The 26,205-nt window shown below is 37.5% G+C and carries 29 protein-coding genes and 1 pseudogene; 5 read left to right on the plus strand and 25 right to left on the minus strand.

Annotation, left to right across the window (positions count from 1 at the left end):
• The first annotated feature begins 196 nt into the window (after positions 1-196).
• Both ADICYQ_RS07885 and ADICYQ_RS07890 read left to right on the plus strand, forming a co-directional pair.
• Positions 197-1,447 (plus strand): aminotransferase class I/II-fold pyridoxal phosphate-dependent enzyme, encoded by a 1,251-nt coding sequence (locus tag ADICYQ_RS07885; RefSeq protein ID WP_020892131.1) that lies wholly within the window; start codon positions 197-199, stop codon positions 1,445-1,447.
• A gap of 96 nt (positions 1,448-1,543) precedes the next feature.
• Complete coding sequence (locus ADICYQ_RS07890) at positions 1,544-1,717, plus strand: BF3379 family histone-like protein (protein ID WP_020892132.1); 174 nt, start codon at positions 1,544-1,546, stop codon at positions 1,715-1,717.
• A gap of 294 nt (positions 1,718-2,011) precedes the next feature.
• Here ADICYQ_RS07890 and dapA read toward each other — a convergent pair whose 3' ends face one another.
• From dapA to ADICYQ_RS07940, 10 genes are all read right to left on the minus strand, one after another.
• Positions 2,012-2,905: a 4-hydroxy-tetrahydrodipicolinate synthase gene (dapA, locus tag ADICYQ_RS07895; protein WP_020892133.1), complete on the minus strand. Its 894-nt coding sequence runs from the start codon at positions 2,903-2,905 to the stop codon at positions 2,012-2,014.
• A gap of 1 nt (position 2,906) precedes the next feature.
• A complete protein-coding gene (locus ADICYQ_RS07900) occupies positions 2,907-3,215 on the minus strand; it encodes a DUF6913 domain-containing protein (protein ID WP_020892134.1) in 309 nt (102 codons plus the stop codon).
• A gap of 207 nt (positions 3,216-3,422) precedes the next feature.
• Positions 3,423-5,885, minus strand: coding sequence for an NAD-dependent DNA ligase LigA (gene ligA, locus ADICYQ_RS07905; RefSeq protein WP_020892136.1), 2,463 nt, complete (start codon positions 5,883-5,885; stop codon positions 3,423-3,425).
• Between the two features lie 163 nt (positions 5,886-6,048).
• On the minus strand, positions 6,049-6,204 hold the full coding sequence (gene xseB / locus ADICYQ_RS07910) for an exodeoxyribonuclease VII small subunit (protein ID WP_020892138.1): 156 nt from the start codon (positions 6,202-6,204) through the stop codon (positions 6,049-6,051).
• Positions 6,205-6,402: 198 nt separating this feature from the next.
• Entirely contained in the window at positions 6,403-7,512 is a 1,110-nt protein-coding gene (gene xseA / locus ADICYQ_RS07915; protein WP_235114484.1) for an exodeoxyribonuclease VII large subunit, read from the minus strand.
• Positions 7,513-7,923: 411 nt separating this feature from the next.
• Entirely contained in the window at positions 7,924-8,379 is a 456-nt protein-coding gene (locus ADICYQ_RS07920) for a Spy/CpxP family protein refolding chaperone (protein WP_020892141.1), read from the minus strand.
• Position 8,380: 1 nt separating this feature from the next.
• Positions 8,381-8,752 (minus strand): hypothetical protein, encoded by a 372-nt coding sequence (locus ADICYQ_RS07925; RefSeq protein ID WP_020892142.1) that lies wholly within the window; start codon positions 8,750-8,752, stop codon positions 8,381-8,383.
• Between the two features lie 32 nt (positions 8,753-8,784).
• Positions 8,785-9,333 (minus strand): RNA polymerase sigma factor, encoded by a 549-nt coding sequence (locus ADICYQ_RS07930; protein WP_020892143.1) that lies wholly within the window; start codon positions 9,331-9,333, stop codon positions 8,785-8,787.
• A gap of 63 nt (positions 9,334-9,396) precedes the next feature.
• Positions 9,397-10,329, minus strand: coding sequence for a methionyl-tRNA formyltransferase (gene fmt, locus ADICYQ_RS07935; protein WP_020892144.1), 933 nt, complete (start codon positions 10,327-10,329; stop codon positions 9,397-9,399).
• Positions 10,330-10,333: 4 nt separating this feature from the next.
• Entirely contained in the window at positions 10,334-11,551 is a 1,218-nt protein-coding gene (locus ADICYQ_RS07940) for an exo-beta-N-acetylmuramidase NamZ family protein (RefSeq protein WP_040415147.1), read from the minus strand.
• 38 nt (positions 11,552-11,589) lie between these two features.
• On the opposite strand from ADICYQ_RS07940, the gene ADICYQ_RS07945 reads away from it, so the two are divergent.
• Positions 11,590-12,810: an ABC transporter permease gene (locus ADICYQ_RS07945; protein ID WP_020892146.1), complete on the plus strand. Its 1,221-nt coding sequence runs from the start codon at positions 11,590-11,592 to the stop codon at positions 12,808-12,810.
• On the opposite strand, the gene ADICYQ_RS07950 is transcribed toward ADICYQ_RS07945, so the two are convergent.
• From ADICYQ_RS07950 to ADICYQ_RS07975, 6 genes are all read right to left on the minus strand, one after another.
• Positions 12,797-13,543 carry a polyprenol monophosphomannose synthase gene (locus ADICYQ_RS07950; protein ID WP_040415118.1) on the minus strand — a complete coding sequence of 249 codons (747 nt, stop codon included), beginning with the start codon at positions 13,541-13,543 and terminating at the stop codon, positions 12,797-12,799. The two genes, ADICYQ_RS07945 and ADICYQ_RS07950, sit on opposite strands and share 14 nt — an antisense overlap.
• A 110-nt stretch (positions 13,544-13,653) precedes the next feature.
• Positions 13,654-14,457 carry a tetratricopeptide repeat protein gene (locus ADICYQ_RS07955; RefSeq protein WP_020892148.1) on the minus strand — a complete coding sequence of 268 codons (804 nt, stop codon included), beginning with the start codon at positions 14,455-14,457 and terminating at the stop codon, positions 13,654-13,656.
• A 206-nt stretch (positions 14,458-14,663) separates the two neighbouring features.
• On the minus strand, positions 14,664-15,041 hold the full coding sequence (locus ADICYQ_RS07960) for a DoxX family membrane protein (RefSeq protein WP_040415121.1): 378 nt from the start codon (positions 15,039-15,041) through the stop codon (positions 14,664-14,666).
• A gap of 48 nt (positions 15,042-15,089) precedes the next feature.
• Positions 15,090-15,530 (minus strand): VOC family protein, encoded by a 441-nt coding sequence (locus ADICYQ_RS07965; RefSeq protein WP_020892150.1) that lies wholly within the window; start codon positions 15,528-15,530, stop codon positions 15,090-15,092.
• A gap of 59 nt (positions 15,531-15,589) precedes the next feature.
• Positions 15,590-15,970, minus strand: a complete 381-nt coding sequence (locus ADICYQ_RS07970) for a nuclear transport factor 2-like protein (RefSeq protein ID WP_020892151.1) — start codon at positions 15,968-15,970, stop codon at positions 15,590-15,592.
• Positions 15,967-16,371: a VOC family protein gene (locus tag ADICYQ_RS07975; protein WP_020892152.1), complete on the minus strand. Its 405-nt coding sequence runs from the start codon at positions 16,369-16,371 to the stop codon at positions 15,967-15,969. Before ADICYQ_RS07975 ends, ADICYQ_RS07970 begins: the two co-directional genes overlap by 4 nt.
• Positions 16,372-16,486: 115 nt before the next feature.
• Between ADICYQ_RS07975 and ADICYQ_RS07980 the strand changes: the two genes are divergently transcribed.
• Positions 16,487-17,470 carry a GlxA family transcriptional regulator gene (locus tag ADICYQ_RS07980; protein ID WP_020892153.1) on the plus strand — a complete coding sequence of 328 codons (984 nt, stop codon included), beginning with the start codon at positions 16,487-16,489 and terminating at the stop codon, positions 17,468-17,470.
• A 66-nt stretch (positions 17,471-17,536) separates the two neighbouring features.
• On the opposite strand, the gene ADICYQ_RS07985 is transcribed toward ADICYQ_RS07980, so the two are convergent.
• The 3 genes from ADICYQ_RS07985 to ADICYQ_RS07995 are packed head-to-tail and all read right to left on the minus strand — an operon-like array spanning position 17,537 to position 18,948.
• Positions 17,537-17,731 carry a cold-shock protein gene (locus ADICYQ_RS07985; RefSeq protein WP_020892154.1) on the minus strand — a complete coding sequence of 65 codons (195 nt, stop codon included), beginning with the start codon at positions 17,729-17,731 and terminating at the stop codon, positions 17,537-17,539.
• A gap of 32 nt (positions 17,732-17,763) precedes the next feature.
• Positions 17,764-17,958: a cold-shock protein gene (locus tag ADICYQ_RS07990; protein WP_020892155.1), complete on the minus strand. Its 195-nt coding sequence runs from the start codon at positions 17,956-17,958 to the stop codon at positions 17,764-17,766.
• A 24-nt stretch (positions 17,959-17,982) separates the two neighbouring features.
• Positions 17,983-18,948: a fatty acid desaturase family protein gene (locus tag ADICYQ_RS07995; protein ID WP_020892156.1), complete on the minus strand. Its 966-nt coding sequence runs from the start codon at positions 18,946-18,948 to the stop codon at positions 17,983-17,985.
• Between the two features lie 703 nt (positions 18,949-19,651).
• On the opposite strand from ADICYQ_RS07995, the gene ADICYQ_RS08000 reads away from it, so the two are divergent.
• On the plus strand, positions 19,652-21,205 hold the full coding sequence (locus ADICYQ_RS08000) for an ArnT family glycosyltransferase (RefSeq protein WP_020892158.1): 1,554 nt from the start codon (positions 19,652-19,654) through the stop codon (positions 21,203-21,205).
• Between the two features lie 215 nt (positions 21,206-21,420).
• Here ADICYQ_RS08000 and ADICYQ_RS30180 read toward each other — a convergent pair.
• The 6 genes and pseudogenes from ADICYQ_RS30180 to ADICYQ_RS08035 all read right to left on the minus strand — a co-directional run bounded on the left by ADICYQ_RS30180 (position 21,421) and on the right by ADICYQ_RS08035 (position 25,915).
• Positions 21,421-21,866, minus strand: a pseudogene (locus tag ADICYQ_RS30180) (phosphatase PAP2 family protein).
• A 50-nt stretch (positions 21,867-21,916) separates the two neighbouring features.
• On the minus strand, positions 21,917-22,102 hold the full coding sequence (locus ADICYQ_RS08015; protein WP_040415128.1) for a hypothetical protein: 186 nt from the start codon (positions 22,100-22,102) through the stop codon (positions 21,917-21,919).
• Between the two features lie 188 nt (positions 22,103-22,290).
• A complete protein-coding gene (locus ADICYQ_RS08020; RefSeq protein ID WP_146948105.1) occupies positions 22,291-22,653 on the minus strand; it encodes a hypothetical protein in 363 nt (120 codons plus the stop codon).
• 136 nt (positions 22,654-22,789) lie between these two features.
• Positions 22,790-23,422 (minus strand): DUF6789 family protein, encoded by a 633-nt coding sequence (locus ADICYQ_RS08025; RefSeq protein WP_020892163.1) that lies wholly within the window; start codon positions 23,420-23,422, stop codon positions 22,790-22,792.
• Positions 23,423-23,472: 50 nt separating this feature from the next.
• Entirely contained in the window at positions 23,473-24,630 is a 1,158-nt protein-coding gene (locus ADICYQ_RS08030) for an alcohol dehydrogenase catalytic domain-containing protein (protein ID WP_020892164.1), read from the minus strand.
• Between the two features lie 415 nt (positions 24,631-25,045).
• The gene (locus tag ADICYQ_RS08035; RefSeq protein ID WP_020892165.1) at positions 25,046-25,915 is read right to left on the minus strand and encodes an AraC family transcriptional regulator; all 870 of its coding nucleotides are present in this window, start codon (positions 25,913-25,915) and stop codon (positions 25,046-25,048) included.
• Between the last annotated feature and the right edge of the window lie 290 nt (positions 25,916-26,205).

Below are 26,205 nucleotides of genomic sequence, written 5' to 3' on the forward strand. Positions count from 1 at the left end.
GGACTCTTGTTTACCTATAAAGGTAGCCCTTGCTAAGGGTTCAAGTAAAGAATCCTGATTAAGTAAATAAGAAATTTTGAAAACGGAAATTACCAAAAGTTGACGTAATTTTGTTGAATCAACTTAAAAACCTTATTTTTGAGCGTTAATTACGCTATTTAAATAGTAATTTGTTAAACATCAAAGTAAATACACATTGGATATATTTGAAAAACTGAACACCAATCTCGGTCCTTTGGGAAAACATTCCGAGTTATCAGAAGGATATTTCATGTTTCCAAAATTGGAGGGTGAGATAGCTCCTAGAATGAGATTTAGAGGTAAGGAAGTTCTGAATTGGAGTTTAAACAACTATTTGGGATTAGCCAATCAGCCAGAAGTAAGGAAGGCAGATGCAGATGCAGCTACAAAATGGGGAGCAGCATACCCAATGGGTGCCAGAATGATGTCTGGGAATACTGACCTTCATGAGCAACTTGAAAGTGAGTTGGCCGAATTTGTAGGCAAAGAAAAAACGTACCTGTTAAACTACGGTTATCAGGGAATCATGAGTGTCATCGATTCACTTATCGATCGAAAAGACGTAATCGTTTATGATGGCGAGTGTCATGCTTGTATAATAGATGCCTTGCGCATGCATATGGGGAAAAGGTTTGTCTTTCCTCACAATGACATGGAAAGCTGTGAAAAACAACTTGTTAGAGCAGAGAGATTAACTAAAGAAACTGGTGGCGGTATTTTGGGTATTACTGAAGGAGTATTCGGTATGACCGGAGATATGGGCAATTTGAAAGAAATTGTTAAGCTAAAGGATAAATTTCAATTCCGACTTTTGGTGGATGACGCACATGGCTTTGGTACAATGGGTAAAACCGGTGCTGGAAGCGGGGAGGAACAAGAAGTTCAAGGTCAAATAGATCTATATTTTTCAACTTTTGCTAAGTCAATGGCAAGTATTGGCGCGTTTATTGCAGGAGATGAAAAAGTAATTCATTACCTTAAATACAACATGCGTTCTCAGATATTTGCCAAAGCACTTCCTTTAATCATGGTTGAAGGCGCTTTGAAACGTTTAGACTTGTTGAAGAACAGGCCTGAATTTAAAGCAAACCTTTGGAAGATTGTACATGCTTTACAAAATGGATTGAAAGAAAAGGGATTCAGTATTGGTACTACCAATTCTCCTGTCACGCCAGTTGTTTTGAATGGTACAGTCGGTGAAGCAGCTACTTTGAGTAAGGACTTAAGAGAAAACTATAATATCTTTTGTTCGGTTGTTATTTACCCTGTTGTTCCAAAAGGAATGATTATATTGCGTTTAATCCCTACTGCGGTTCATAGTCTTGAAGATGTAGTAGAGACAATTTCTGCTTTTGAAGCGATAAAAGAAAAATTGAGCAGTGGGTATTATAAAACCACAGAATTGGCAGCCTCTTTTGGTGAATAAAATCAGAAAACACTGCTTATACTGTAAATTTATAAAGTATTTTACTATATTGAATAAAAAAACAATTTCATCATCAACCTAAATAAACTTTTAATTATGAACAGATTTAATGAAATCAAAGATCTTATAATGTCCCTTGAAGCTGATTTTGACAAATTCTACGATAAGAAAAATCAAGCAGCTGGAACAAGGGTAAGAAAAGGCATGCAAGATTTGAAAAACGTATCTCAGGAAATTAGAAAAGAAGTTCAGGAGATCAAGAATACTTGATTTAAAGATTTAATAAAAAAGGGGGACTTATTAATTTAAGTCCCCCTTTTTATTTTCTTAATTCAGTAATATTCACCTTTAGATACTATGGGATCATTTTAAAAGGAATACCATAGTTAGGGAAAAAAGAAAGGGTTTACATTTCTTAGAAGAATGTAAACCCTTTTTATGTTTGAAGATAGGATAAAATAGGACTTTCTAACCTTGGTCGGTTAAAAGAAGCTGGTAGGAAATTGCTTATTATAAAGTAATTCCAACCCCAAATAGCCAACTCATTCCTATTTTAGGTTTAAATTACTCTAAATGTGGAGAGTAAAATAGATTTGTATTGATTTTTCCTGCTGCGGAAACAATTTTGTTTTTAAGTTCATTTGAGGCTTTAATAAGAGGAAGCCTAACATTGCTTCCACAAATACCTAAATGTTCCATTAGGCATTTCACACCTACTGGATTGCTTTCTTCATACAACAGCGGATTGATATCTAGCAAGCTAAAAGTCCCCTTTTTGGAATATTCTCCATTTCCATGAATGATAGCTCCCATTATTTCAGGGTAGGCATTGGCAATTACTGAAATCACACCTTCCGCTCCAATACTTCTCATTGGAGTAGTGTTCATGTCATCACCTGATATCAAAAGAAAGTCATCAGGTTTTCCATTGGCAATTCGCATACATTGCTCCAGGTCTCCACTAGCTTCTTTAATCCCGATTATGTTTTTGTGCTGAGCCAATTTTAATGTTGTATCAGCACTTAAATTGGACATGGTTCTTCCTGGGACATTGTACAGGATTACCGGTACCGGACATTTGTCCGCCAAAGCCTCATAATGCGCAATTATCCCAGCTTGACTAGGTTTATTATAATAGGGACTAACGGATAGCACACCAGCAATTTCCGAAAAATCAATGTTATCCAAAGCAGCTAAAATCCCTGCTGTATTGTTGCCTCCAAGACCATAAACGATGGGAACTCTTGAGCGATTTATCTTTTTGGTGAAAGACAATACTTCTAATTTCTCTTCTTCAGAAAGTGTGGCTGACTCACCTGTAGTACCTTGTACTACCAGATAATCCACATTACCCAGAATTACATGCTCAATAACACTTTCCAAAGCAGGGTAATCAATTGCTCCATCTGCTCTAAAAGGAGTTATTAACGCCACTCCGGTACCTGTAAACTTTTTCATTTTAATTGATCTGCTTTAAATATTTTATCAACAGTGCTGTCCCTGATTGAATATCATTTTCTTCATTATTTAACATCAAGTCCAAGTAGGGCTCTGTTTCTTCATTATAAAAGCCCATACTATACGATGCCGACTGTAACTGTAGTAAAAATAGGGTAAAGTAATTAAGCCTTTCGGGAGTAAAAATAATCAAATCTGGTGTAAGGGAAAGCATCTGTATTAGTTTTTCTCTTGGTTTACCAAATAAAGTAAAATCTTTATAAGAAAAAGCCTGTTCATCTACTGATTTCTCGTCATAATAATTCCCCATTACCGTGATGTCAATCCCTAGGTCGGAATGAACGATCTCAGTAATTGCTTCAATTTCTTTTTATTACTGGCTATTATAGATATGGTCTTTATGTTTGTTGTTTTTAATACGATGGATTTTTGGGTAAGTTTCTTCTTTGGGTTTTCCAAAGTACTTTTTACGTAATATTCCCTTATCCATTTCATCTGTTCTTATTTTATAACTTTATTATTTTGCACACATTTTTAAAAAATCTTCCTCTGATATCAATGGAATATTTAGTTTTTCTGCTTTTTCTTTTTTGCTAGGCCCCATTTCTTCTCCTTCGATGATAAAATCAAGATTTTTAGAAACAGACTTGGAATAGGTGCCTCCATGAGCTGCTACAAAATCCATGATTTCATCCCTCTTAAAATGATTTAACCGACCTGAGGCAAGTATTTTTTTACCTTCTAAAATAGTGCTTTCTAGCCTGGTTTCATCTTCCGAAAGTTGAAATTGTAGGCCTTTCTCCTTTAATTTATCAATGATTTTCCTGTTTTTCTCTTTCGAAAAAAACAATCCAATACTTTGTACTAAAGTTTCACCAACGCCATTGATTTCAAGCAATTCTTCCTCACTTGCTTTTTCAAGGTTTTCAATATTTTGAAAGTGTTTGGCCAACAATATAGCCGTATTTTCGCCAATATTCCTGATGCCAAGCCCAAATAAAACTTTTGGGAAAGGTTGAACGATCGATTTAGCGATGCCTTCCAGCATGTTTTTTATGACACCTTCCTGGAAAGTATTGCCTTTTAGCTTATTGATTTGCTCTGAAGCAATGCTAATTAAATCAACGGTGTCACTGATTAATATTTCATGTACACTGCTCTTATTTTTAGTAATCGCTGTTAATTCTTCCAAGCTTCCTTTACCGCCACCCAAAATATATAATACATAGGTAACTGGTACAAAATCGGCTACCAAATCAAATCGATCACTGCCTAGAAGAGCATCTAGCTTTTCTAATGCATCAATATTTGGTTTACTTTTTCTACCTGTATTTTTTATAAAATCTATAAATGCTTCAACTTTCTGATGCAGGCTATCTGCCTCGTGTGAAGCAATAAATTCATCTATTTCCTTTAGCGTTACCTGTTGGGTTAAGGCGTACAGGGCTTTCTTCAAACTTACGTATAAATACCCTTCAGCGCTTTTGGAATATTGCTCGTCTGAAATTTCCAGCCCAAGCAGTTCGTTTTTATATTCGGGCAAATAATACAAATCTGCAAGGTCTTTTACATAGCCCTGCTGGATCAATGCCCGGAGTCTTTCCGTGCCTAGAGAATCGATATCCATGGCCCGTTTGGATACGAAATGCTCAATCCTTCCCAAAACCTGGGGAGGACAAGCTTCATCATTGGGGCAAAAATGTTTTGCTTCTCCTTCATTTCTTTCCAACAGCGTACCACACTCTGGACAATGCTCTATATAGGCAATTGGCTTACTTCCTTCAATTCTTCTGTTGATTACTACACCGGTGATCTTAGGAATGATTTCTCCTCCCTTTTCTACATTTACGGTGTCTCCTTCGTGAAGATCCAATCGCTCAATTTCATTGGCATTGTGTAAGGAAGCTCTTTTCACTGTAGTTCCAGCCAAGGAAACAGGGGATAGGTTTGCTACTGGTGTTATTGCCCCTGTTCGGCCCACCTGGTATTGGATAGATAAAAGGGTGGCTTTAGCGCTTTCTGCCTGGTACTTAAATGAAATGGCCCATTTTGGGACTTTGGCGGTATAACCCAGCTCTTCCTGCTGGCGATAATCATTTACTTTTATTACTACCCCATCGGTCTCTACGTCTAGTTGATGTCTTTTTTCTCTCCAATCCTCTATATATCCCAACACCTCGTCGAGGTTCTGGCAGTTTTTATAGGTTGGAGAAACATTAAAACCCCACTTTTCAAGTAGATGAATCGACTCCCCATGTTGCTTTATCGCTACATCATCTGCTATCAACTGGTACAAGTGACAATTCAGTCTCCGCTTAGCGACTACTGAGGAATCTTGCATTTTAAGTGTACCAGATGCTGTATTCCGAGGGTTGGCCAATAGGCTTTCTCCATTTTCTAACCTTTCAGCATTGATTTTTTCAAATCCATGCTTTGAAAGAAAGATTTCTCCTCTGGCCTCAAAATAGCTTGGAAGGTCTGGCTGATCTTTAATGACTAAAGGAATGGTCCGGATTGTTTTCACATTTTCAGTGACATCATCCCCTTTGTAACCATCTCCTCGCGTAACAGCCCTTGTCAAAACGCCGTTTTCATAAACCAAACTGATGGCTACCCCATCAAATTTTAATTCACAAAAATAATTGTAATTTCTATGTTCAAGACCTTTGGCTACTCTTTCATCAAAGGCAGTTAGATCTTCTTTAGAGTATGTATTGCCAAGTGAAAGCATTCGAACAGAATGGCTTACAGTTTCAAAGTTTTTGGTGATTGTTCCGCCGACCCGTAGCGTAGGACTGTCTGGCTTCTTTAAATGGGGGTAATCATTTTCCAATTGAGCAAGCTTGTTCAATAGCTGATCAAAATCAAAATCACTTATTTCGGAACTGTCCTCCTGGTAATAAAGGTGATTGTAATGGTTGATCTGTTTTGTCAACTCATCGATTTGATTTTCTACTTCCTGTATACTTCCTCTTTTCATTCAAAAAATGATCACAATTTCTGCTTCCAAATGTACTGTTTTTGATTATAAAATAGTGACATTGGCCTTAAATAAAACCTTGTTTTTATGCGGTTCAAATACTTTTAATGGGCAAACTATTACTCTTCTTCAAATGCTTTTTTGATTTCATCTGAAGTCATCTTTAATTTTGTTTGCACACTTTCACTAAATCACTGGCTTCTTTAACCATTTTAGTTAAATCATCCATTCCTTGCTCACCTTCTTCAAGCTGCTTGACCAAGTGGTCCAACCTGGAAATGGCTTCATCGTAGCTTAAGTTATCCTTTTTGCTTTTCATTTGTCTCTAATTTATTGATAACAGAAGTTATTTTATCCAGTTGGTTATAAGTAACCAATTCATCACCAATTTTTAGCTTCTGCTTGTTAATTGGCATGCCGTCTTTTTCCGTTTTTGTATAGCCCCGTTGAAGTAGGGTTTGGGGATTTAGCCGGTCAATTGTCTTATCGTATTGCAGCAACTTATCTTCTGACTGCTTTAGTCTTCTGTCAATGATTTTTTTAGGTTCTGCTCAAGGTGTTCACACTTGAGGTATTCCTTTTCAGTCCTGTACAAAGAAATCCGTCTTGCCTGTTGCGCATAGCGCTCCAGGGATAAGTTGCTTTCGTTTAATTTTTGCCGAAAAAGATTGGTTATCAGATGTGTTTTGTCTGTTAGCCCTGACTCTTCTGCCTTTAACCTTGCTTGGGTACGCCTTTCGATTGCTACCAGATTGCGATGCAGGCTGTCTTCAAACTCCCTGAAACCGGACAAAATGAAACTGGCAACGGCAGTAGGTGTTTTGAGCTGGGTATGCGCGACAAGGTCTGCAATGGATTCATCTCTTTCGTGTCCAATCCCTGTCACCACAGGCAAGCTGGCATTGGCTATGGTCTTGGCCAGCTCATAATCATCAAAACAATCTAAGTCTGTCTGGGCACCTCCTCCACGGACGATGACCAAAAGATCAAATTTCTCCTCCATCAATAAATCTTCGATTTGCTGAATGGCCTGGATGATTTGAGGAACCGCATCTTTTCCTTGCATGGCAGCTTGGAAAAGTTGGTAATGAATTTTATACCGCTGTGGATTCTGATCCAATTGGTTGATAAAATCTCCATATCCTGCAGCAGTTACAGAGCTTATAATGGCTATTTTTTGACTTACCTTGGGCAATACATATTGCCTGTTTAGGTCTATCAATCCTTCGTTAGTAAGTCGACTGATGATTTCTTGACGTTTTCGCGCCCTTTCTCCTAAAGTGAAATTTGGGTCAATGTCTTTAACTACCAAACTTATCCCATACAACTCATGAAACTGAACACTTACCAGTGCCATGATATTCATGCCTCCCTTAAGCGCCGTTCCAGTTGTACTTTCAAATTTCCTTGAAATAGATTGATAGGTGTAGGACCAGATATTTCCGCGGATTTTAGCTAAAATATTTCCCTCCGATTTTTCTATCAAGTCCAGGTAAGCATGTCCTCTTACACCAGCCCTTAACTCACCTATTTCTGCAATTACCCAATAGGTAGGAGCGAGGTGACTGTCTAAAGTACTTTTGATCAGCTCGTTTAGTGAAAGAAGGGAGATTGCTTGCTGCTGCATCTTACAAATTAACAAAAAATATGCTTAAAAGGCGGAGATTTTTCAGTTCATTTACCTTAGAATAATACTGATTCGGCAATTGATTAAGCGGTGGGGGATTGGGGTAATCGGCTTAGGTTTTGTCGACATTGTTGTAGAAAGATAACAATTCTGCCAAAATAGAGGCGCTTTTTTTAATTTTCAATCATTTTTACTGAAAAATATAAATACCGAAGCCTATCAAGGGTCTTGGAGTTCATTATTTACCAGAGATTATAGTTATGATGCAACTCTTATAAACAGCTTTCCCATTATTAAACAGGATATAAAAAAAGGCCAAATAAAGGCGGAAAACGCTCTATTTGGCCTGAATACTTTGTTTTTTATTAAATTTTCAAATACGCTCTTTAAAACTTACGGTTTCAGTTGGATTTACTCATTTCTATCTTCCGACCTTGGCTCTCTTTGTTTGCGTTGTAACTTGTAAATATGACGGGTAAAATCCCTATTGATTTCATTTAATTTCAAAGCTTGTACTGGACTAAGGGCATCTGCTATTTTTCTTAAAAAGACCTTCTCAGCGTTCATAAGATTTTCTTGAATGCTAAATCTTTTTTCCATCATTTCCTTTGCTTGAGCATTTGAAATTTGATCATCGCCTATTTTAGAGATGCTACGCATTTCTCGCATCATTGTATTCCGTTTGTCCTGAAATTCATTGTATAGGGGCCAAAATTTCTCTGCTTGCTCTGGGCTAAGGGATAAGCGATTTGTAATAAATGCCACCCTTGCAGCTTCCAGCTTTTCTTTGTCTACCTCATCGTTTTTCTGAGCAAACCCAGAAACGGATAGTATCATTAGTAAGAAAACAATTGCTAAATTTTTCATATTAATAAAATATTTCATTCTCCAATAAACCTTCAGTCACCCATGTCTGATTGCTCCATTCTTCCTCCGTGATGTCATCCAGGAGTTCGTTAGGATTATCAGCCAATAACAAAACATCTTCTACATTCCATACGCCAGATTCGATGTAATATTCTACCTCCTCGTTTAATTCTACCTGGTAACTGATAGAAGAGGTAACCGTATCACTGCCATTAAATAAAAAGAACCCAATTACCACTACTGCAGCTGCTGCCATACCACTGAGGTAATATTGCAAAGCTCTTGGTTTCCGCTTTTCAAGAATTTGATCCGGCAAATTTTCAAAGTAATTGTCCGGAGTTTTGAATATATTCTTCTTTGGGAATTTTTCCATACGGGTGTTTGACTGTTTTTTTGACAATAGGTTTAATCCTTGCTCAGAAAATCTTCAATCTTTTTGACAGCATGATGATAACCTGCCTTAAGACTCCCTACACTTGTTTCAGTGATTTTGCTCATTTCCTCGTATGGTAGTTCATCGAAATACCTAAGGTTAAAAATCAAACGTTGCTTTGTAGGCAGTTTCAAAATGGCTTTTTGAAGTTTTTTTTCTATCTCATTGCCATCCACCAGCGGCGATTGATCTACATAGTTTTCCATCTTTTCGTGATAATCTTCGATTGGAGTGGATAACTTTCTTTTTCTCTTTTCTATAAAATTCAAGCTTTCATTGACTGCAATGCGATAAATCCAAGTAAAAAGGGAGGATTTTTGATTGAACTTATGAATGTTCTTGAAAGCTTTAATAAATGTATTCTGAACCACATCATTCGCATCATCATGAATGATCACCATTTTTCTAACGATACCATAAACATTCCTCTGATATGTTTCTACCAATATCCTAAAACCCTTGTCTCGGGTTTTGGAGGAATTGATCATTTCCAGAAGTTCAGCGTCGGTTTTAGGCTCCATTCATGTCTTTGACTATAATTTAACCAATTGGTTTAATTGTAGCCTTATTTTTTGTTGAAATATTTATGCAGTGAGCGAATTCCCTCTTAAAAAATCACCAACATCCATTCTTTTCTTGCCTTCCATTTGCAAGTTCAGGATAGACAAAACCCCTTCTCCTGTCTGAAAATGCACATAGGTTTTGTTGTCCGTTTTAAAAGAACCTGGCTCTTTATTTGTACCGTCTGTTGCAATGATTTCTGATTTAAAAACCTTACAGGTCTTATCATTGATTTTGCACCAGGCAGCTGGGTAGGGGGAAAGGCCTCTAATAAGGTTATGAATAGCAACTGCTGGCTGATTCCAATTGATTTCTCCTGTCTCCTTGAATATTTTAGGTGCATGATTCAGGGCTTTACCCTCATCCTGCACCTTGGGTTGAATTTCATCCTTTGCGATAGCCTCTAAAGTTTTCACCACCAAAGTCGATCCTGTTTGCATTAATTTCTCATACAAATCTCCCAAATTTTCCTCTGGCAAAATGGGGACTTCCTCTTGAAATAAAATACTCCCCGTATCAATTTCATGCTTTAAAAAGAAGGTAGTCACGCCTGTCTTGGTTTCTCCATTGATAATGGCCCAGTTAATAGGTGCTGCTCCCCGATAATCTGGTAATAGCGAAGCGTGAAGGTTGAAAGTACCCATAGGAGGCATGGACCAAACCACTTCAGGTAACATCCTGAAGGCAACCACCACTTGAAGGTCTGCCTCGTATGATTTTAGGGTTTCGATAAAGTCTGGGCTTTTCAGGTTGGGAGGTTGGAGTACGGGAATAGCATGCTTTACAGCACAATCTTTCACGGGAGAGCTTTTTGGTTTTCTTCCCCGGCCTTGCAATTTGTCTTGAGCCGTAATCACGGCAATGATATTCCAGCCATTTTCAATTAAGGCTTCCAAAGGGGCTACCGCAAATTCCGGTGTACCCATAAATATGATCTTTAAGTCTTTCTTTTCCATTGTTCTATTCGTAGATCAGGTATTGCTTTCTTTTAACTTTGTAGCTGTCTAGTCCCTGCTTCCAGGTGGACCTGATGTTTTCTTCTGATTCTCCAGCAATGATTAATTTCCTTAACTCATCAGAACCTGCAAGCTTGTCAAAAAAGGCATTGAAAAAAGCGGGGCCTTTGTTGGCTATTTTATAGGTCTCTAACAGGTAAGATAACGTGAACTGGTGGGAAAGGGGTTCTTCTCTTAAATCCTTGCCGTAGCAAAGTTTATCCTGCTGAGGGGGGTATTTGGACATGCCATCAATACTCACAGGGGTAAAAGTAAAATCTCCAAACTTGGCATCTGGATAGCCATATACCTGAAAAGGAAATAGTGTTCCTCTTCCTAAACTAACGTCAGTACCTTCGAAAAAACAAAGGGAAGGGTACAAACGGATTGAAACATCATTTGGCAAATTTGGTGAAGGTTTTACTGGCAATGAATAAGGGATTTCGTGTTTCCAGTTTGCTACAGGCACTACTTCTATGGGTGCCTTTACCCCGTTTTTGAGCCATCCCTCTCCATTGATCATCTGTGCCAACTCAGCAACGGTAAGGCCATGAACAATAGGAATAGGGTGCATTCCAACAAAGCTTTCATATCCTTTTTGAAGGATTGGCCCATCTATATAGTCTCCATTGGGATTGGGCCTGTCAAATATCATCAGCGTTTTGTTTTGTTCCGCACAAGCTTCCATTAAGTAATGCAAGGTGCTGATAAACGTATAAAAGCGAATTCCCACATCCTGAATGTCGAAAATCACTATGTCCACATCAGCAAGGGCCTCAATGGAAGGTTTTTTTGATTTGCCATAAAGAGAAACCAATGGAAGGCCGGTTTTAGGATCCACCGTATTGTCCACCTTTTCGCCAGCATCTGCATCTCCTCTGAAACCATGCTCGGGAACAAACACTTTCTTGACTTCAATGCCCTGTTCTAGCAGAAAATCTACCAAGTGTAAATTGTCTTTGGAGGTCAGTATACTTGTTTGGTTAACTGCCAAAGCCACTCTTTTTCCAATCAGTTTAGGTAAATAAACTCCCGGCCGGTCAGCGCCAGGAAGGACCACTTTAGGTGCTTCTATAGGGCTTGGTTCATCTATGGAGCGGCTGTCATTGTCCGGTTTACTTTTACAAAAAGTCATGTTACCAAACAAAAAAGCCAGGATAAGTATTAATTTAGTCTGCTTCATGTTAATTTGCGTTTCGGTTAACAAAATAAACGACTTCATTGAACCTTTCCTACTTCATTGCAAAAAGAATCAGTTTTAAAAAGACTGGCGGTTTCACCGGAACCATCCATCGGATTGCTGTAGCCAGTATTGCGCTAGGGTTGTCCATAATGATCATTTCCTTTTTGATTTTGGGAGGTTTTCAATCGGTTATTTCGAATAAGGTATTCTCCTTTACGGGACATTATCAGGTCAATCGCTTTGTGATGAGTCAATCCCTTGAGGATTCGCCAACGAGTACCGATAGTGATTTTTATACCAATTACCGAGACAGGGATTATATCCGACATGTTCAGGTTTTTGCCAATAAACCAGGCCTCATCAAAGGGGAGGAAGAGGTTGAAGGAGTAATGATGAAAGGGGTAGGGCGTGATTTTGACAGTCTGGCTTTCAAACCATCTCTGGTAAAAGGGCGGTTTATTCAATTTGGGGAAGCGGGCACCTCTTCCAATGAGATTGTGGTCAGTACCAAAATTGCCAGAAAAATGCTTCTGGACGTTGGAAGTAAGGTCACCATGTATTTTGTACAAGACCCTCCCCGGTTTAGAAGATTGGAAGTGGTGGGATTGTATGAAACCTTTCTGGAAGATTTTGATGATAAATTCATTCTGGGCGACATCCGGGTTATCCAAGTGTTGAATAACTGGGATGAGGACAAGGTGGGAGGCTTTGAAGTCTTTTTAAAAGATCCTGAAAAAATTGACCTTTATGAAGATGAGTTGTACGAAAGTATCGATTACGACCTGAGACTTACCAAAGTAACGGATAGGTTCATTCAGATTTTTGACTGGCTTGAATTGTTGAACAACAATGTCTATGTGTTTTTAGCATTGATTCTGTTCGTTGCTTCTTTTAATATGGTGTCCATTCTCTTTATCCTGATTATGGAGCGCACCTCTATGATTGGCTTGTTGAAAGCACTGGGCAGCACCAATCAACAGATCCGAAATATTTTTATCTGGAATGGAATCCGCATTATCGGAAGGGGTATGTTGTTGGGTAACTTGATTGGTTTGGGCTTTGGCTTGATTCAACAAACCACGCATCTTTTGAAACTTGATGCCGAAAATTATTACATGAGTTATGTGCCTATTGTTTGGGACTGGCCAATCATTCTAGGATTGAATGTATTGATATTGGTGATTACTACAGTAGTATTGTTTATCCCTGCAGTGATTATCAGTAACGTAAACCCAATCAAATCTATTAAATTTGATTAACCCGTTTAGGTTTAACAAAGATGCTTTTTACTTTCATATAAATCACACCGAGGATCGCCTCTCTAAAAATGTGCTTGGACATCTTTGAAGTCCCTCGGGTACGGTCAGTAAAAATGATGGGTACTTCTAGTATATCAAAACCCATTTTCCAGGCGGTAAATTTCATTTCTATCTGAAAAGCATAGCCGATAAATTTTACTTTGTCCAATTGAATTGACTCCAGAACCTTTCTATGGTAGCAGACAAAACCAGCAGTGGTGTCTTTAATAGGGATACCAGTAATAAACTGAACATATTTGCTGGCAAAGAAGGACATTAAGACCCTTCCCATAGGCCAATTGACTACGTTTACGCCAGAGACGTACCTTGAGCCGATTACCAAGTCATGATTGCCTTTTACGGCAGCAGTATACAGAACACTTAAGTCTTGAGGATTATGGGAAAAATCTGCATCCATTTCAAAGATGTACTCGTAACCTTCTTTTAAGGCATAAGCAAAGCCTTCAAGGTAGGCAGTTCCTAATCCGAGTTTACCTTTTCTTACGATGAGGGAGAGACGCTCTGAATAGGTTTCCTGCAATTGCATTACCAAATTGGAAGTTCCGTCAGGCGAATTGTCATCTATCACCAATAAGTCAAAGTCTTCTGGCAAGGCCATAACTTCAACGATGAGATCCTGGATATTCTCCATCTCATTAAATGTAGGAACGATGACGAGTTTACTGCTTTTCATATTTAAGAATACAAAAGTATAATTTAATACGGAATATACTTCTGAGAACTGAAAAATTTGAAAAGCGGTAAAGGTTAAAGAATGTGAAATAGAATAGGGAATGCGATTATCTATCGGCTATCGACGCAACTCAATTGTTGTTGCTCTTTGGCATAAGCATTGCCATTAAGGGCAGCCGTTTCCAAGTCAAAGCAAGATTGTCTGGGGTTTTTTTCCATTAAGCAAACAGCCCTTCTTGCCAGGGCTTCATAATGCTTGGGATTCATTTCCAGTACAGTATCAAAATCTTCTAGCGCCCAGCTTTTATATCCCAATGTCATAAGGGCCAAACCCCGGTTAAAATGGGCACTGATATTGTTTGGTTCCAGTTCAATGTATCTATTAAAGGTAACAACCGCTCCTAAACCATCTCCAAGAAGGCCCATAGCGATTCCTTTATAATAATGGGGATTGGGTTCCTCAGGTTTAATACTACTGGCCAAATCTAAAAATTCGATGGAACTTTTATAACGTTCGTTTTTAATCATTGCCCTGGACAGGGATACTAGAATATCATAATCTTCAGGCTCAAGCATTGCTGCTAAGAGGTAGTTTTTTTCAGCTTCTTTAAAATCACCCCTGTCCCAGGCAATTTTCCCTATACCGGCATAGGCATAACCATATTCAGGATTTAAAACAATGATCTTTTTGTAATCTGCCAAAGCCTCAGCATATTTCCCCATCTCCTCATAGGCTCTACCCCGAAGATGGAGTGTCTTGAGGTCTGTAATGCTTACAAAAAGCACTTTGCTAAATTCTTCTATTGCTTCTTCATATGCGCCGCTGTTGTAAAGCTGTTCGCCAGTTTTGAAATCTCCAAAGCAGCCTGTTAGTGAAGAACAGGATATAACTATTATTAACCCCTTATACCACATACGATTATGTCTATTAAATGATTAGTTCAATATAATAGATAAATTTTATTCTTGCAAATAATTAATCTGCATTTTTTATATTTTAAAGATTTAGTCTAAAGCATCCATTGGATAAAGTATAGGTTTTCAAGCTAACATTGGTCAAGTTAAAATTAAGCCCAAATTCGAAAACCTGGGCAAGATAAAAGGATTGTAGCCTTACTTTTTCATCTAATAGAAAGTAATCCTTTATAGTGAGCCCTGTTTCGATAGGCTAGAAATAAAGTAGCAGCTAAGACAGAAATGGCAACAGGCAACCCTTCAGGTGCAAGGAATACATGTACCCCAACAATATTCACTACTATAGGAAAGATTATTACCGTTGCCAATGGAACAAAGCGTCCGGTGATAAACGAGATCCCACATGCCAATTCAATGGCTTTAACGATGGGCATTAAATAGAATGAGGCATCAAGTCCTTCATTAAAGGTTTTCATGTCTCCTGTCAACTCGGGCTGGGGCACTAAGTTTAAAAAGTACATCACTGAGGCAAAGAGGAACAGTGCACCTAGAAGAACACGAACAATTATGGTTGCAATTTTCATTTGTTTGACATTTAAGGGTTACTTTATTTCATTTAAGACTGAAAAGTATCATGCCTTCTCTCCACAATTGAACATCCAATGAACGCCAAACTTGTCGGTACAACTGCCGTAATAGTCACCCCAAAACATTTCCTGAAGTTCTTGGGTAACGTGTCCCTCTGTGGAAAGGGCACCAAATAGTTTTTTGGTTTCCTTACGCGTGTCTGGTTGAAGGTTGATATAAGAATTGTTGCCAAAATTAATATTGAAGCCCATTGATTCGGGCGCATCAGTACCCATTAAGCTATGGACGCCTAGAATTCTCAATTCAATGTGCATGATAAGCTTTTTGTCTGCCTCAGGTAAAGGGGGCACGTCCTCTTGAGGCGGAATGTCGCCAAATCTCATGGGGCCATTCCCAAAGAATTCACCACCAAAAACAGATTTGTAAAAGTTAAATGCTTCCTCCGTATTGCGAGGAAAATTGAGGTAAGTGCTAACTGAAGCCATGAGATATAATTTTATGTGTTGGAATGAATAATGGTAGCTGTTTAATTTCAATAGGCTGTTCAGCCATTGATTTTTATTACGTAAGAATGCATTTCCTTGATAATGGTACTTGAAGCTGTGGTGAATCGGTAAACATCACAAAAGACATACGTTTTACTTCCCATTTTAATCTCCCCGTTGACTGAGGCTTCCTTTCCATGGGTAATGATAGCATGTAGGATTAGTTCGTCAGCGGCCCAGTTTTTCATGGCATTGATCTCAAGGGAAAACTGACTCTTTCCTTGTATGGATTTATCCCCATAAATTTCCCAGACAATGTCCTCAGAAACATGTTCAATGATGTATTCTGCCTTTCCAGTAGCAAATGCTATATTGAAGTCTTTTAGAAAGCTTTTTTTAGGCGCATTTCCACAATCAGTATTTATTGTTATTTTCGTCATAACGGTTCAGGCATTTTTCCAGGATCCATGTATAATAAATTCCAACGATGTCCGTCTAAATCTGTAAAGGCACAGCTATACAACCAGCCTTGAATTTCAGATGGGAGAGAGAAAACTTTACCACCTGCCTTTTCAACTGTAAAAGCCATACTATCCACATATTTCCGGTCTGGAGCAGCTACTGATATAAGTACTTCACTGCTATTGGAAGTGTCTGTAACTTTATGTAGTGCATATTTCTCAAACTGAGTATGGGAAACCATCATTACCGGTACATTACCAATTTTGAAGCCCACCATTTCAGGGGCATCTCTCATTGTTTCGAAGCCCAGACTTGTGAAGAAGGCCTTGGTTTTTTTTAGGTCTTTTACAGGCAGATTGAGCCATAATTCTTGTGTCATAGTGGGGTTTATTTTTGGTACATTCAAATTTCTATAATTTTATTCTTAATTATGCTATGTAGATCCGACAATGTAAGGGGTTGATTGCGACATTCTTAATTTGTAATTTGCTGGTATGAAACACATCTCTATTCTCGTTCCAGAAGGGGATACTAGTCTAAGCAATCTTGAGGCTACCCACAAAATGTTCACCATGGCCAATGGGCATTTGGAACGTACCGGTCAACCACTATTGTTTGATGTTCATTTGGTTGGTCGTTCCAAAGAGAGCCAGGTCAGTAGTGGTATATTTAGTGTAAAACCGGACTGTACAATAAGGGAAGTGGAAAAGACCGATTTAATTATTATTCCGGCCATTCATGGAGACATTCATAAGATTTTAAAACTCAACCTGGATTTTGTTCCCTGGATAAATGAGCAGTACGCAAAAGGAGCTGAAGTGGCTAGCCTATGTATAGGCGCTTTTTTGTTGGCCAAAACGGGGCTTTTGGATGGAAAAAGTTGTGCTACACATTGGCTTATGACCAAAGAGTTCCGAGAGATGTACCCTGAGGTGAACCTTGTGGATGACAAAATCATTACTGATGAACGAGGCATATACACGAGTGGTGGTGCTTATTCCTCTCTGAATTTAAACCTATATCTTATAGAGAAATTTGTAGGTAGGGACATGGCCGTACTTTCTTCTAAAATATTTGAGATCGATATCAATCGTCAAAGCCAATCCCCTTTTATTATTTTCAAGGGGCAAAAATACCATAGTGATATAGCTGTGAAAGAAGCCCAGGAATATATAGAGGTTTACTTTAATGAAAAGCTTACTGTAGATGGGCTATCCGCACAATTTTCTTTAGGCAGGAGAACTTTCGAACGAAGGTTTAAAAAGGCCACTTCCAATACGGTAATCGAATACATTCAAAGGGTAAGGGTAGAAGCAGCTAAAAAGAAGTTGGAAGCCAATCGTATAAGCATTAATGAGGTAATGTATGATGTAGGCTATAATGATGCGAAAACATTCAGAGAGCTATTTAAAAAGTTAGTGGGCATGTCTCCAGCAGAATATCGTACCAGGTACTATATGGAGGTATTGGTAGATTAGTATGGGTATAAACAAAAAAAAGTGATCATAAAATGACCACTTCTTAATTTTTAAAGCTTAGCTTTCTTAGCTAATAACCTCAACGTTAACTGCGTTTAGTCCTTTTTGACCTTGCTCAGCTTCGTAAGATACTTTGTCATTTTCTCTGATCTCATCGATCAATCCACTGCTGTGGACGAAAATATCTTTACCTGAATCACTTGGAGTAATAAATCCGTACCCCTTCTCTGTGTTGAAAAACTTTACTGTTCCTTCTTGCATTGTATTATTGTTTGAATTGTAATATTGTGTTATTAATCTATGCGTTCAACGTTAATGGCGTTGAGCCCTTTTTTTCCTTGTTCTGTGTCATAGGAAACCTCGTCGTTTTCCATGATTTCATGAATAAGACCACTGTTATGGACGAAGATATCCTTACCTGAATCCTTTGGGGTAATGAACCCATACCCTTTTTCTGTGTTGTAAAACTTTACTATTCCTTCTTGCATTATTATAATTATATTGTTGTTGAATTATTTTTTTACTGATGGAAGTTCCACTCGCCCCAGCTGATAAAGCATTTTAAAATGCTTGGCTATTGCTGATGGAAAATTTCCATTGTTATGGTACGGCAATCCAAATTCTTTGGATGTCTGCTCCACAATTGGAGCTAATTTTTTATAATGTACATGACTGATATTAGGAAACAAATGATGTTCAATTTGATTTGTTAATCCTCCTACTAGCCAGTACAACACTTTGCTATTTGCTGAGAAATTGCAGGTTGTTGCCAATTGATGGGCCATACGCTCATCTTCCATATTACCTTCTTTATTGGGCAATGGAAAGGAAACCTCAGAAACCACATGCGCTGATTGAAAAACCAATGAGATCGACAATCCAGTCACAAAATGCATCGCCAAAAAGGCTAATATCACTATCCCCGGTGCAAATCCTGACATTACCAATGGCAATACCAGGGCATAAGAGTAATACGTTAATTTCCACAAGATGATCTTAACCAAACCTAATTGATAGGTTTTTTTGTCTTTGATCAAGCCCATTTTATAATACCTGGTAAGCCTAATGAAATCTTTAGAAGTAATCCATGATATAGTGGACAACCCATAAAAAAACCAAGCGTAAAGATATTGATATTTATGAAGTCTATTTATTTTAGCATTTGGTGAAAAACGAAGGAAGAATGGTGCGTTTATGTCATCATCATGTTCCTCTATATTAGTAAAGCTATGGTGAAGCACATTGTGTTGCAATCTCCAAACTTCATTATTTGCACCTATAAGATTAATGGTGTAACCCATAAACTTATTAACATACTTGTTTTTTGAATATGAACCGTGAATGGCATCGTGCATGATACCCATTCCTATTCCCGCCATTCCAAATCCACTTATGATGAATAAACCAAACAATAGTAGGACGCTTGAAAATGGGACGAAAATGATCACAACTAATGGAGCAAAAAATAGGAGTAACATGAAGATTGTTTTAACAATCATATGCTCATTTCCATATTTGCTTAATTTGTTGTTCTTGAAGTATTCCGATACACGACTTTTTAGTGTAGAGGAAAAATCAGGACCTACTGATTTGGCAAAAGTTAGCTTTTTAATAAAAATAGAATTAATATAAAACTTATTTCAATAAGGAAGGAAATGTTGAGGGAATAGCCCGATATAAATCGACTATTGGAAACGTAGGGAGAACTTCTTAGAGGAAAATACTTCTTAAACCGTTACTTCTCACTGTCTTAGCAGCGCACTTACTTAATTATTGTACCCAAACATCTTTTGGATGTTGTAAAGGTAATCAATTTCTACAATATAAAACTATTTTATTTTAAAATATTTCTAATTCCCCACCTTTTTATTAAAAGGAAGATTAAGGATGGGTTTTAAGAATGGAAGAATTGCTATTTCTTACGCTAGAGATCACTTTTTAAAATAAGAAAAACGACATAGCTGTTTGTTTTTCTAGACAATTCGATCGTGATAAGGCCTAAGACAGCAATTAACATTTAAACAGGTTGAATAAGAAGTTCTTTAAATTGTTTCCTCAATAATGGGTATAGCGCTAATTGGCGATATTTCAGAAAGACCGATAGGCTATTTGCGAATAAAATAACATTATCATAAAGATAAGGTTGCGCGCAAATCAAACCCCCGTCATTTATTTGTAAGTATGAATGTATACGAAAAAAAATGGTTCCCTTTTGTTTTTATAGGCATGGGTCTTTTTTTACACCTATTGGCTATAGGGGATTATAGCATTTACATTTTAGATGAAGCCAAAAATGCTGCCGCCGCAATGGAAATGAGGCAAAATAAGGAATGGATTTTACCTACATTCAATGGAATGCCTCGCTATGATAAGCCTCCGCTACATTATTATTTTTTTATGCTGGGATATGAACTTTTTGGTGTAAATGCTTTAGGGGCAAGATTCTTCCCCGCACTTGCTGGTTGGGTTTGTTTTACCATGGTGTATTTGTACACTTCAAGTATGTATGGAAAAAGAGCAGGCTTTTTTGCAGGTTTAGCATTGCTTGCTTCCATTCATTGGGTTGTTCAATTTCATTTGGCTGTACCTGATCCATTTTTGATATTGTTTATATTTCTATCTATTATCTTTTATGAGAGGTTTGTCAGTTCTAGTTTCAAATCAAAGGTTTGTTTAAGAACTTCTGGATTATTTCTAGGATTGGCCACTTTGAGTAAAGGCCCAATTGCCCTTATTTTGGTAGGTTTTTCGGTGTTGGTCTTCATGGCAATTGATAGAAAACCTTTTTGGTCTCATTTCAAGGCCATATTAGATTTTAAAGCCATAGCACTCTTTATGACGATTGTTCTACCATGGTATGTACTTATTGGATTAAAAACTGAAGGTCTATGGTTGAGAGAATTTGTTTTTCACCACAATATTAATCGGTTCTCCTCTGCTATGGAAGGGCATGGTGGTGGGTTTTATCTAACTTTCCTGTTCGTTCTAATTGGATTTTTCCCTGCTTCCCTTGTGGTCTATGTTGCCTTAAAAAGAGCGCTACTGTATAGAAATTTGCCTACTCTGATAAAATTAGGTTCCATATTTTCGATTATCACCCTGCTTTTCTTTATGGTTTCCGGAACCAAATTGCCCAATTATACAGCTCCGGTTTATCCTTTCCTGGCCATAATTGTTGGTTGGTATTTTGCCAATGGCCAAGTTCAGCGATTTAAACAACCTGCCTACTATTCCTCTCTTTTTATTATTTTGCTTCCTTTGGGATTGTTTATTGTTAGCAGAAACATTGAAATAAAAGAAATAGAAAGCCTATCATTTTGGTTTTTGATTCCTGCTTTATTAGGATTAGCAGCATTGAGGATTGCTTATGGAAATAAATGGGAATTGGCATGGACAGTGGGAAACTTGGGATTTGTCGCTTTTTCCATAATCCTTCTCATTCAGGTTTTTCCAGCCATAGATCATAAAAATCCGGTTTTAAAGGCTAAGAGTATTTGGAAAGATCAACCTCGGATCTTTCATTTTGAAAGCTTTAATCCCGCATTTGTTTTTAATACCAATAAGCGCATTCCTTCCGTACCTAACAACTTCATTCATTTGAAACGAGGGGACCTAATTTTAACCAATCAGAAAAGTTTAGTAAACAATGAAGAACTTAAACTTAAAACCTCATTGGTTTTCGAGGGAGATGACCTCTTTGAGAATACGGTAACTGTAATACTGAGGGTCGAGTAATAGGATATTGTAGATTGCTTTTAGTTATAAAAATGTAGAACAGCATTGGACAATCCCATATTATTGAATGGCAAAGCTTGTTAAAAAATCATCTTTGCTCCTTAGGCAATTAAAGGTCCGCGAGACCTATATCCTGGCGCTATATAATCTGTTTTATCGTGGTTACCGGATTACAGGAGAAAAATAAGATTGTCCAAAAAAACCCATGGCCTAATTTAAGGTTTATTAGGAGTGAACTGGTTGACCAAGTATTTTTTTCTTTTTGGTAAAAGACTTTTTCTGAATTTCTTTTTTGAAAAGAATTTTATGGTTAGCCACCGACCTCCATAGGCAGAAGCAACACCTAAACCAGATCCAGCCAGTACATCCAGGAGGAAATGTTGCATTAAATATATCCTGCTAAACCCAGTAAGAATGGCGATGCCTAAAAGAAACAATTGTAGGATTTTTTTTTGTGATTAAGCATTGAAAATGCGCAGGTAAGCATAAAAATAGTAGTAGTATGTCCAGAAGGAAATGTATTCCAGTGACTATTAGAGAGTCCTGGAACGGTATATACATCTAATCCCGAAAGGTATTCTAATGGTCTTGGCATACCTCTAAATAATACTCTTTTGCCCAGGGTTACAAATAACATATGGATGAGTGTGGACCAGGCCATGAAAATGGCAAAACTAAACTTGACAAAAAGCAAAGCAATGATGGGTAAGACTAGAATAATCCCATCGCCCAATTGGGTAATCCCAACAAAAAAAGATCGAGAATAGGAGTGTGGGCTTTGTTAACAATTAATTCAAATTTTCCTTTTTCATAAAAGGGAAGTAAAAGACAAGCTAGGGTGATTAGGATGGTATAGGCCTTAAAATAGACTTCTGCACGAGTTTTTTTTCTTTTCATAGCTTTTGAAAAGATAAGGAGAAGGCAGAGAGAATAAGTTATACCATTGTTATGCGTTTATTAAAGAATGTTATTTTTTATGCCAGGACTTATTTAACTTTCACTTTGTTCTTAGGTCGTTTTGAAATAAAGTAAATGAAGTCCTGTGCCCTCGAAATAGTATCGTCAAAATTAAATTCAAAGCAGTTCTAACCTTCTTCAAAGTCATTAATTGATTTTCCTTTCTTATCTACAGCTGTGATCTTTAAGTGATTAATAAGGTCTGCAATTTTTCCTGAGGGAGATCTGGAATATACTTTTGTCCATTTTCCAGATTTTAGTTTCAGGTTAATAGAATACAATTTCCCGCGCCAAAGGGTATTGATTCTTTGGAAATTCCAGCTGTAAAGTTCCGCATCCAAATTGATAACTTCTTTCTTGAACGGGTGCAAAATGGTTAATTTATTGTCGGCTAAATGGAAATCATTACTGGTATTTGAATTGGCCAGTAACACTGCCATTAGTGCTGAAACTATTAAAATTGAGATTATAACGATATACAAATAACTCATGGTTTATGTCATTTAAAGGTTTTATCTATTGTATACAACTCCGGAAATTAATCCATGATTTGTTTGTCCATTTTTAACCTAAAAGCAATGGTGGTAAAACCCCATCAAATGGTGATGAAGGAAATAATATTTGCTTTCAGTTTAATCCAGACCTAAGGCTTGCCTTGTCTTGCAATTGGTACCAAAGTTCAGGATTATCTGTAATGAGTTGAAATACATTTACACTCACAATTCCGAAAACAATATGGGCCAGAAACAAAGCTATAAAATAATGGAGCTGTGAAATTTTTGGAGGCTTACTATGCAAGCTTAGGTACGATTTCCATACAATTACAGCCAAAACGCCACTTGCTGCTCCTATAAGTACAGCATCTTGAAAATTTATTCGAAATATTCCCCAGTTCCATAAGAGGAAATAGGAAAAGGAGAAAATAATACCCACTCCGAAATGAGCCAAAGTACCTAGGAGTAAAACCCTTTTTTCTGGATTGGTGAAATTGCTTTCTCCGGAGATCATGCTTCCCAATATATGGATGACTTTAGTGAAATGATTGGACAGTGAACTGTATAAATACATAACCAAAGTCATTGCGATTGTACCGGCTATCCCTGACAACAGGGTGATTAGAAAATGTTTAATATCCATACTAATGACAAGTTTTTGATTTATTGCGATTTTAGTAAATGATAAATGCCTTGAAATGGAAGGTTGAGGGCTAGCCTCAACCCCGTGAACCTGAAGTTCTTCCTTACAAAGGTTCCCATTCATCTCCCATAATGGTTTTGACAATCAAAGATGGATGGCAATTATCCTTTGTTTTATGGTTTCAAAACAACTTTCACACAGTCGTCTTCTTTTTTATCAAATATCTCATAGCCTTTTGATGCTTCGGAAAGTGGGAGGGTATGGGAAATGATATCATCTAATATTACCTTGTTTTCTTCAACAAGAGCAATGAGTTTATCTATATAATTGAGAACAGGAGCCTGACCTTGTTTGATCGTAATGGCTTTATCAAAAACCCTGTGAAGGGGAAAATTGTCATAAGTAGATCCATAAACACCCATTATGCTTACCGTCCCACCTCTTCTTACCGCTTTGAAAGCCATGTCTAGTACTTTCATGCTTCCTTTTTCAAAGTTAACGGTGGCTTTCAATTTATCCATCATGGTCCTTTCCGGCTCAAAACCTACAGCATCCACACAAACATCGGCACCACGGCCTTCTGTCATTTCTCGGATGGCTTCAATTATTTCTACTTTGTGAGGGTTTAGTGTCGTTACTTTATTTACCTCTCTGGCTTTCTTAAGGCGGTATTCTAGCGGATCAATAGCAATGACTCGTCCAGCTCCATTAATCCATGCCGCTTTTTGAGCCATTAAGCCAACTGGGCCTGAGCCGAAAATAGCTACCGTTTCTCCTCCTTTAAGTTGCGCCCAATCGATGGCGGACCAGCCAGTAGGGAATATATCGGTTAGAAATAGTGCCTGTTCATCACTTAACTCGTCGGGAACGATGCGAGGACTGATATCTGCATAAGGCACCCTCACATATTCCGCCTGACCTCCAGAATAGCCCCCGTACAAATCGGTATAGCCAAACAATGCACCCCCTTTCTGATCGGTAAGATTGCCATTGGGACCATAGTTTTTATAATTAGACTGTTCACAGTGAGGCGAAGCTCCATGGTTACAGAAAAAACAATGGCCGCATGAAAGAGGAAAAGGGACTACTACTCGGTCTCCTTTTTTAAGCTTTTTAACTCCTTTTCCTACTTCCTCCACTATCCCCATAAATTCATGACCCATGATCATATTACCCTCTTGGGGAACAGCTCCACTTAAAATGTGAAGATCAGAACCACATATGGCCGTCGAAGTAACTTTTAAGATAACATCTGTTGGGTCTATAAGGCTAGGATCGTCTACATTATCCACTTGAATTTGACCCGGTTTGTGAAAAACTGCTGCTTTCATGGTGAGTTGGTTTTAATGATAGAAGTTTTTTTGGTATAAGTATTTTATATTTTTAATCCATAAATTAATATACTACCTAGATTAAGTAGGGATTTATAAGAAATAACGATAAAAAACATAAATTAAATAAGCCATTATTTATTCCCATTAAACATTTATCCTAAAAAGCACACATTCTTGAAGAGGTGGCAAAATCCCCGTTCCTAACAAGTGTCTTATACATTAACCTGAGTTCGACTTTACTTGATGAAAATATTCAATGTAATAGAAGGTTTTTGAATCAAGAAAGCCTGGCAAGGCAAAATTGTATACGTTCTCTCACTTTAGCAGAAGGCCAAAAAAAGTTTGTAATGATGAATTGTTCTTTTGAAAGATGATAACTCGAATTCATCTAATTTATTTTTGGACTTATTTATTAGAATAAGTATTGTTTTTTATAAGCATAAGGAGTCATTCCTATAACTTTATTAAAATGCCTGTAAAAATTACTAACGTTATTGAATCCACAATCATAGCAAATTACCTCTATAGGAAGTTTGTCCTTAATTAAAGCACGACAGGCGTTTGAGATCCGAATTTCTATCAAAAACTCAAAAAAAGTTTTGTTGGTCATTTTTTTAAAGTACCTCGAAAAGGTACTTACACTTAGGTTCGCAATGGCAGCGATCTTCTCCAAACTAATCTCATCCCGATAATGGGACAAAACATAGGCGTATATTTTCTCAAGTTTTTCCATCTCGGTAATGTTAGCAAGCTGTCGGTTGGCATATCCTGGTGAAATGGTCTCATATTCTGATGTAGCGGCCAGAATTTGGATCATGCGGAGCAAATTAATTACTCGATCCAATTGACTAGCGTTAATGGTTTTATGAAGGATCTCTATAAGTTTCTTTTTCGTATTTCCATAGATTATCATCCCTTTCTTGGCTATTTCAAAAAGGGAAGAAATAGATTGCGTTTCTGGTATTTCAAGGAAATCTTTTCCAAAGCAGGTAGGTAAGAATTGCAACACATAAGCTTCCACTTCGACATCTGCTTTTCCTTGGAAATACTCATCTGTACAGCGCCAGGTATGAGGTAAATTCTCGCCTAACAAAATAAGATCACCATCAGAAAAACTTTTTACCGTATCACCAATAAATTGGGTTCCTTGCCCTTTGATTATATGATGTAATTCTAACTCAGGATGAAAATGCCAAAGTGTCCCAAAATTTGGCTTTTTATCGTACCGGATACTAAAAGAGTGCTGTGAAGTGCTGGGGATTTTATGGAAATGTGGTTTCATGGATTAATAGCTGGTTTAGTCGATTGATTATTATTCCACTTAATTGGGGCTACTGTTTTGTAAGATTAGAAATTAAATTTTAATCGGATTCTATTTATAAATGGGATTTAGAGGTTAATAATGATAGGATCGTATAACTTTTTGACAAAATATAATAATTAGGCCGTCTGCATTTATTTCATATTTGTACAATTCATTCAATCTATGATCAAACAGATGTACGAACGGACTAAAAATCTTTTTAGTTTCAAGTGGTAATTTTAGATTTTATACGAATAGGTAAACTGGAA

The sequence above is a fragment of the Cyclobacterium qasimii M12-11B genome, from assembly GCF_000427295.1.
Lineage (GTDB): Bacteria > Bacteroidota > Bacteroidia > Cytophagales > Cyclobacteriaceae > Cyclobacterium > Cyclobacterium qasimii.

Coding starts and splice junctions, on each gene's coding strand:
- ADICYQ_RS08015 (WP_040415128.1), bottom strand. CDS start 22,102: ATGAAAAGAAAAAAAACTCGTGCAGAAGTCTATTTTAAGGCCTATACC.
- ADICYQ_RS08020 (WP_146948105.1), bottom strand. CDS start 22,653: ATGAGTTATTTGTATATCGTTATAATCTCAATTTTAATAGTTTCAGCA.
- dapA (WP_020892133.1), bottom strand. CDS start 2,905: ATGAAAAAGTTTACAGGTACCGGAGTGGCGTTAATAACTCCTTTTAGA.
- ADICYQ_RS07990 (WP_020892155.1), bottom strand. CDS start 17,958: ATGCAAGAAGGAATAGTAAAGTTTTACAACACAGAAAAAGGGTATGGG.
- ADICYQ_RS07930 (WP_020892143.1), bottom strand. CDS start 9,333: ATGGAGCCTAAAACCGACGCTGAACTTCTGGAAATGATCAATTCCTCC.
- ADICYQ_RS07900 (WP_020892134.1), bottom strand. CDS start 3,215: ATGGGGAATTATTATGACGAGAAATCAGTAGATGAACAGGCTTTTTCT.
- ADICYQ_RS07985 (WP_020892154.1), bottom strand. CDS start 17,731: ATGCAAGAAGGAACAGTAAAGTTTTTCAACACAGAGAAGGGGTACGGA.
- ADICYQ_RS07995 (WP_020892156.1), bottom strand. CDS start 18,948: ATGTTACTCCTATTTTTTGCTCCATTAGTTGTGATCATTTTCGTCCCA.
- ADICYQ_RS07950 (WP_040415118.1), bottom strand. CDS start 13,543: ATGAAAAGCAGTAAACTCGTCATCGTTCCTACATTTAATGAGATGGAG.
- ADICYQ_RS07890 (WP_020892132.1), top strand. CDS start 1,544: ATGAACAGATTTAATGAAATCAAAGATCTTATAATGTCCCTTGAAGCT.
- ligA (WP_020892136.1), bottom strand. CDS start 5,885: ATGAAAAGAGGAAGTATACAGGAAGTAGAAAATCAAATCGATGAGTTG.
- ADICYQ_RS07975 (WP_020892152.1), bottom strand. CDS start 16,371: ATGACACAAGAATTATGGCTCAATCTGCCTGTAAAAGACCTAAAAAAA.
- ADICYQ_RS07965 (WP_020892150.1), bottom strand. CDS start 15,530: ATGGCTTCAGTTAGCACTTACCTCAATTTTCCTCGCAATACGGAGGAA.
- ADICYQ_RS07970 (WP_020892151.1), bottom strand. CDS start 15,970: ATGACGAAAATAACAATAAATACTGATTGTGGAAATGCGCCTAAAAAA.
- ADICYQ_RS07920 (WP_020892141.1), bottom strand. CDS start 8,379: ATGAAAAATTTAGCAATTGTTTTCTTACTAATGATACTATCCGTTTCT.
- ADICYQ_RS08035 (WP_020892165.1), bottom strand. CDS start 25,915: ATGAAACCACATTTCCATAAAATCCCCAGCACTTCACAGCACTCTTTT.
- ADICYQ_RS08025 (WP_020892163.1), bottom strand. CDS start 23,422: ATGAATGGGAACCTTTGTAAGGAAGAACTTCAGGTTCACGGGGTTGAG.
- ADICYQ_RS07980 (WP_020892153.1), top strand. CDS start 16,487: ATGAAACACATCTCTATTCTCGTTCCAGAAGGGGATACTAGTCTAAGC.
- ADICYQ_RS08030 (WP_020892164.1), bottom strand. CDS start 24,630: ATGAAAGCAGCAGTTTTTCACAAACCGGGTCAAATTCAAGTGGATAAT.
- ADICYQ_RS07960 (WP_040415121.1), bottom strand. CDS start 15,041: ATGAAAATTGCAACCATAATTGTTCGTGTTCTTCTAGGTGCACTGTTC.
- fmt (WP_020892144.1), bottom strand. CDS start 10,329: ATGGAAAAGAAAGACTTAAAGATCATATTTATGGGTACACCGGAATTT.
- ADICYQ_RS08000 (WP_020892158.1), top strand. CDS start 19,652: ATGAATGTATACGAAAAAAAATGGTTCCCTTTTGTTTTTATAGGCATG.
- ADICYQ_RS07955 (WP_020892148.1), bottom strand. CDS start 14,457: ATGTGGTATAAGGGGTTAATAATAGTTATATCCTGTTCTTCACTAACA.
- xseB (WP_020892138.1), bottom strand. CDS start 6,204: ATGAAAAGCAAAAAGGATAACTTAAGCTACGATGAAGCCATTTCCAGG.
- ADICYQ_RS07940 (WP_040415147.1), bottom strand. CDS start 11,551: ATGAAGCAGACTAAATTAATACTTATCCTGGCTTTTTTGTTTGGTAAC.
- xseA (WP_235114484.1), bottom strand. CDS start 7,512: ATGCAGCAGCAAGCAATCTCCCTTCTTTCACTAAACGAGCTGATCAAA.
- ADICYQ_RS07925 (WP_020892142.1), bottom strand. CDS start 8,752: ATGGAAAAATTCCCAAAGAAGAATATATTCAAAACTCCGGACAATTAC.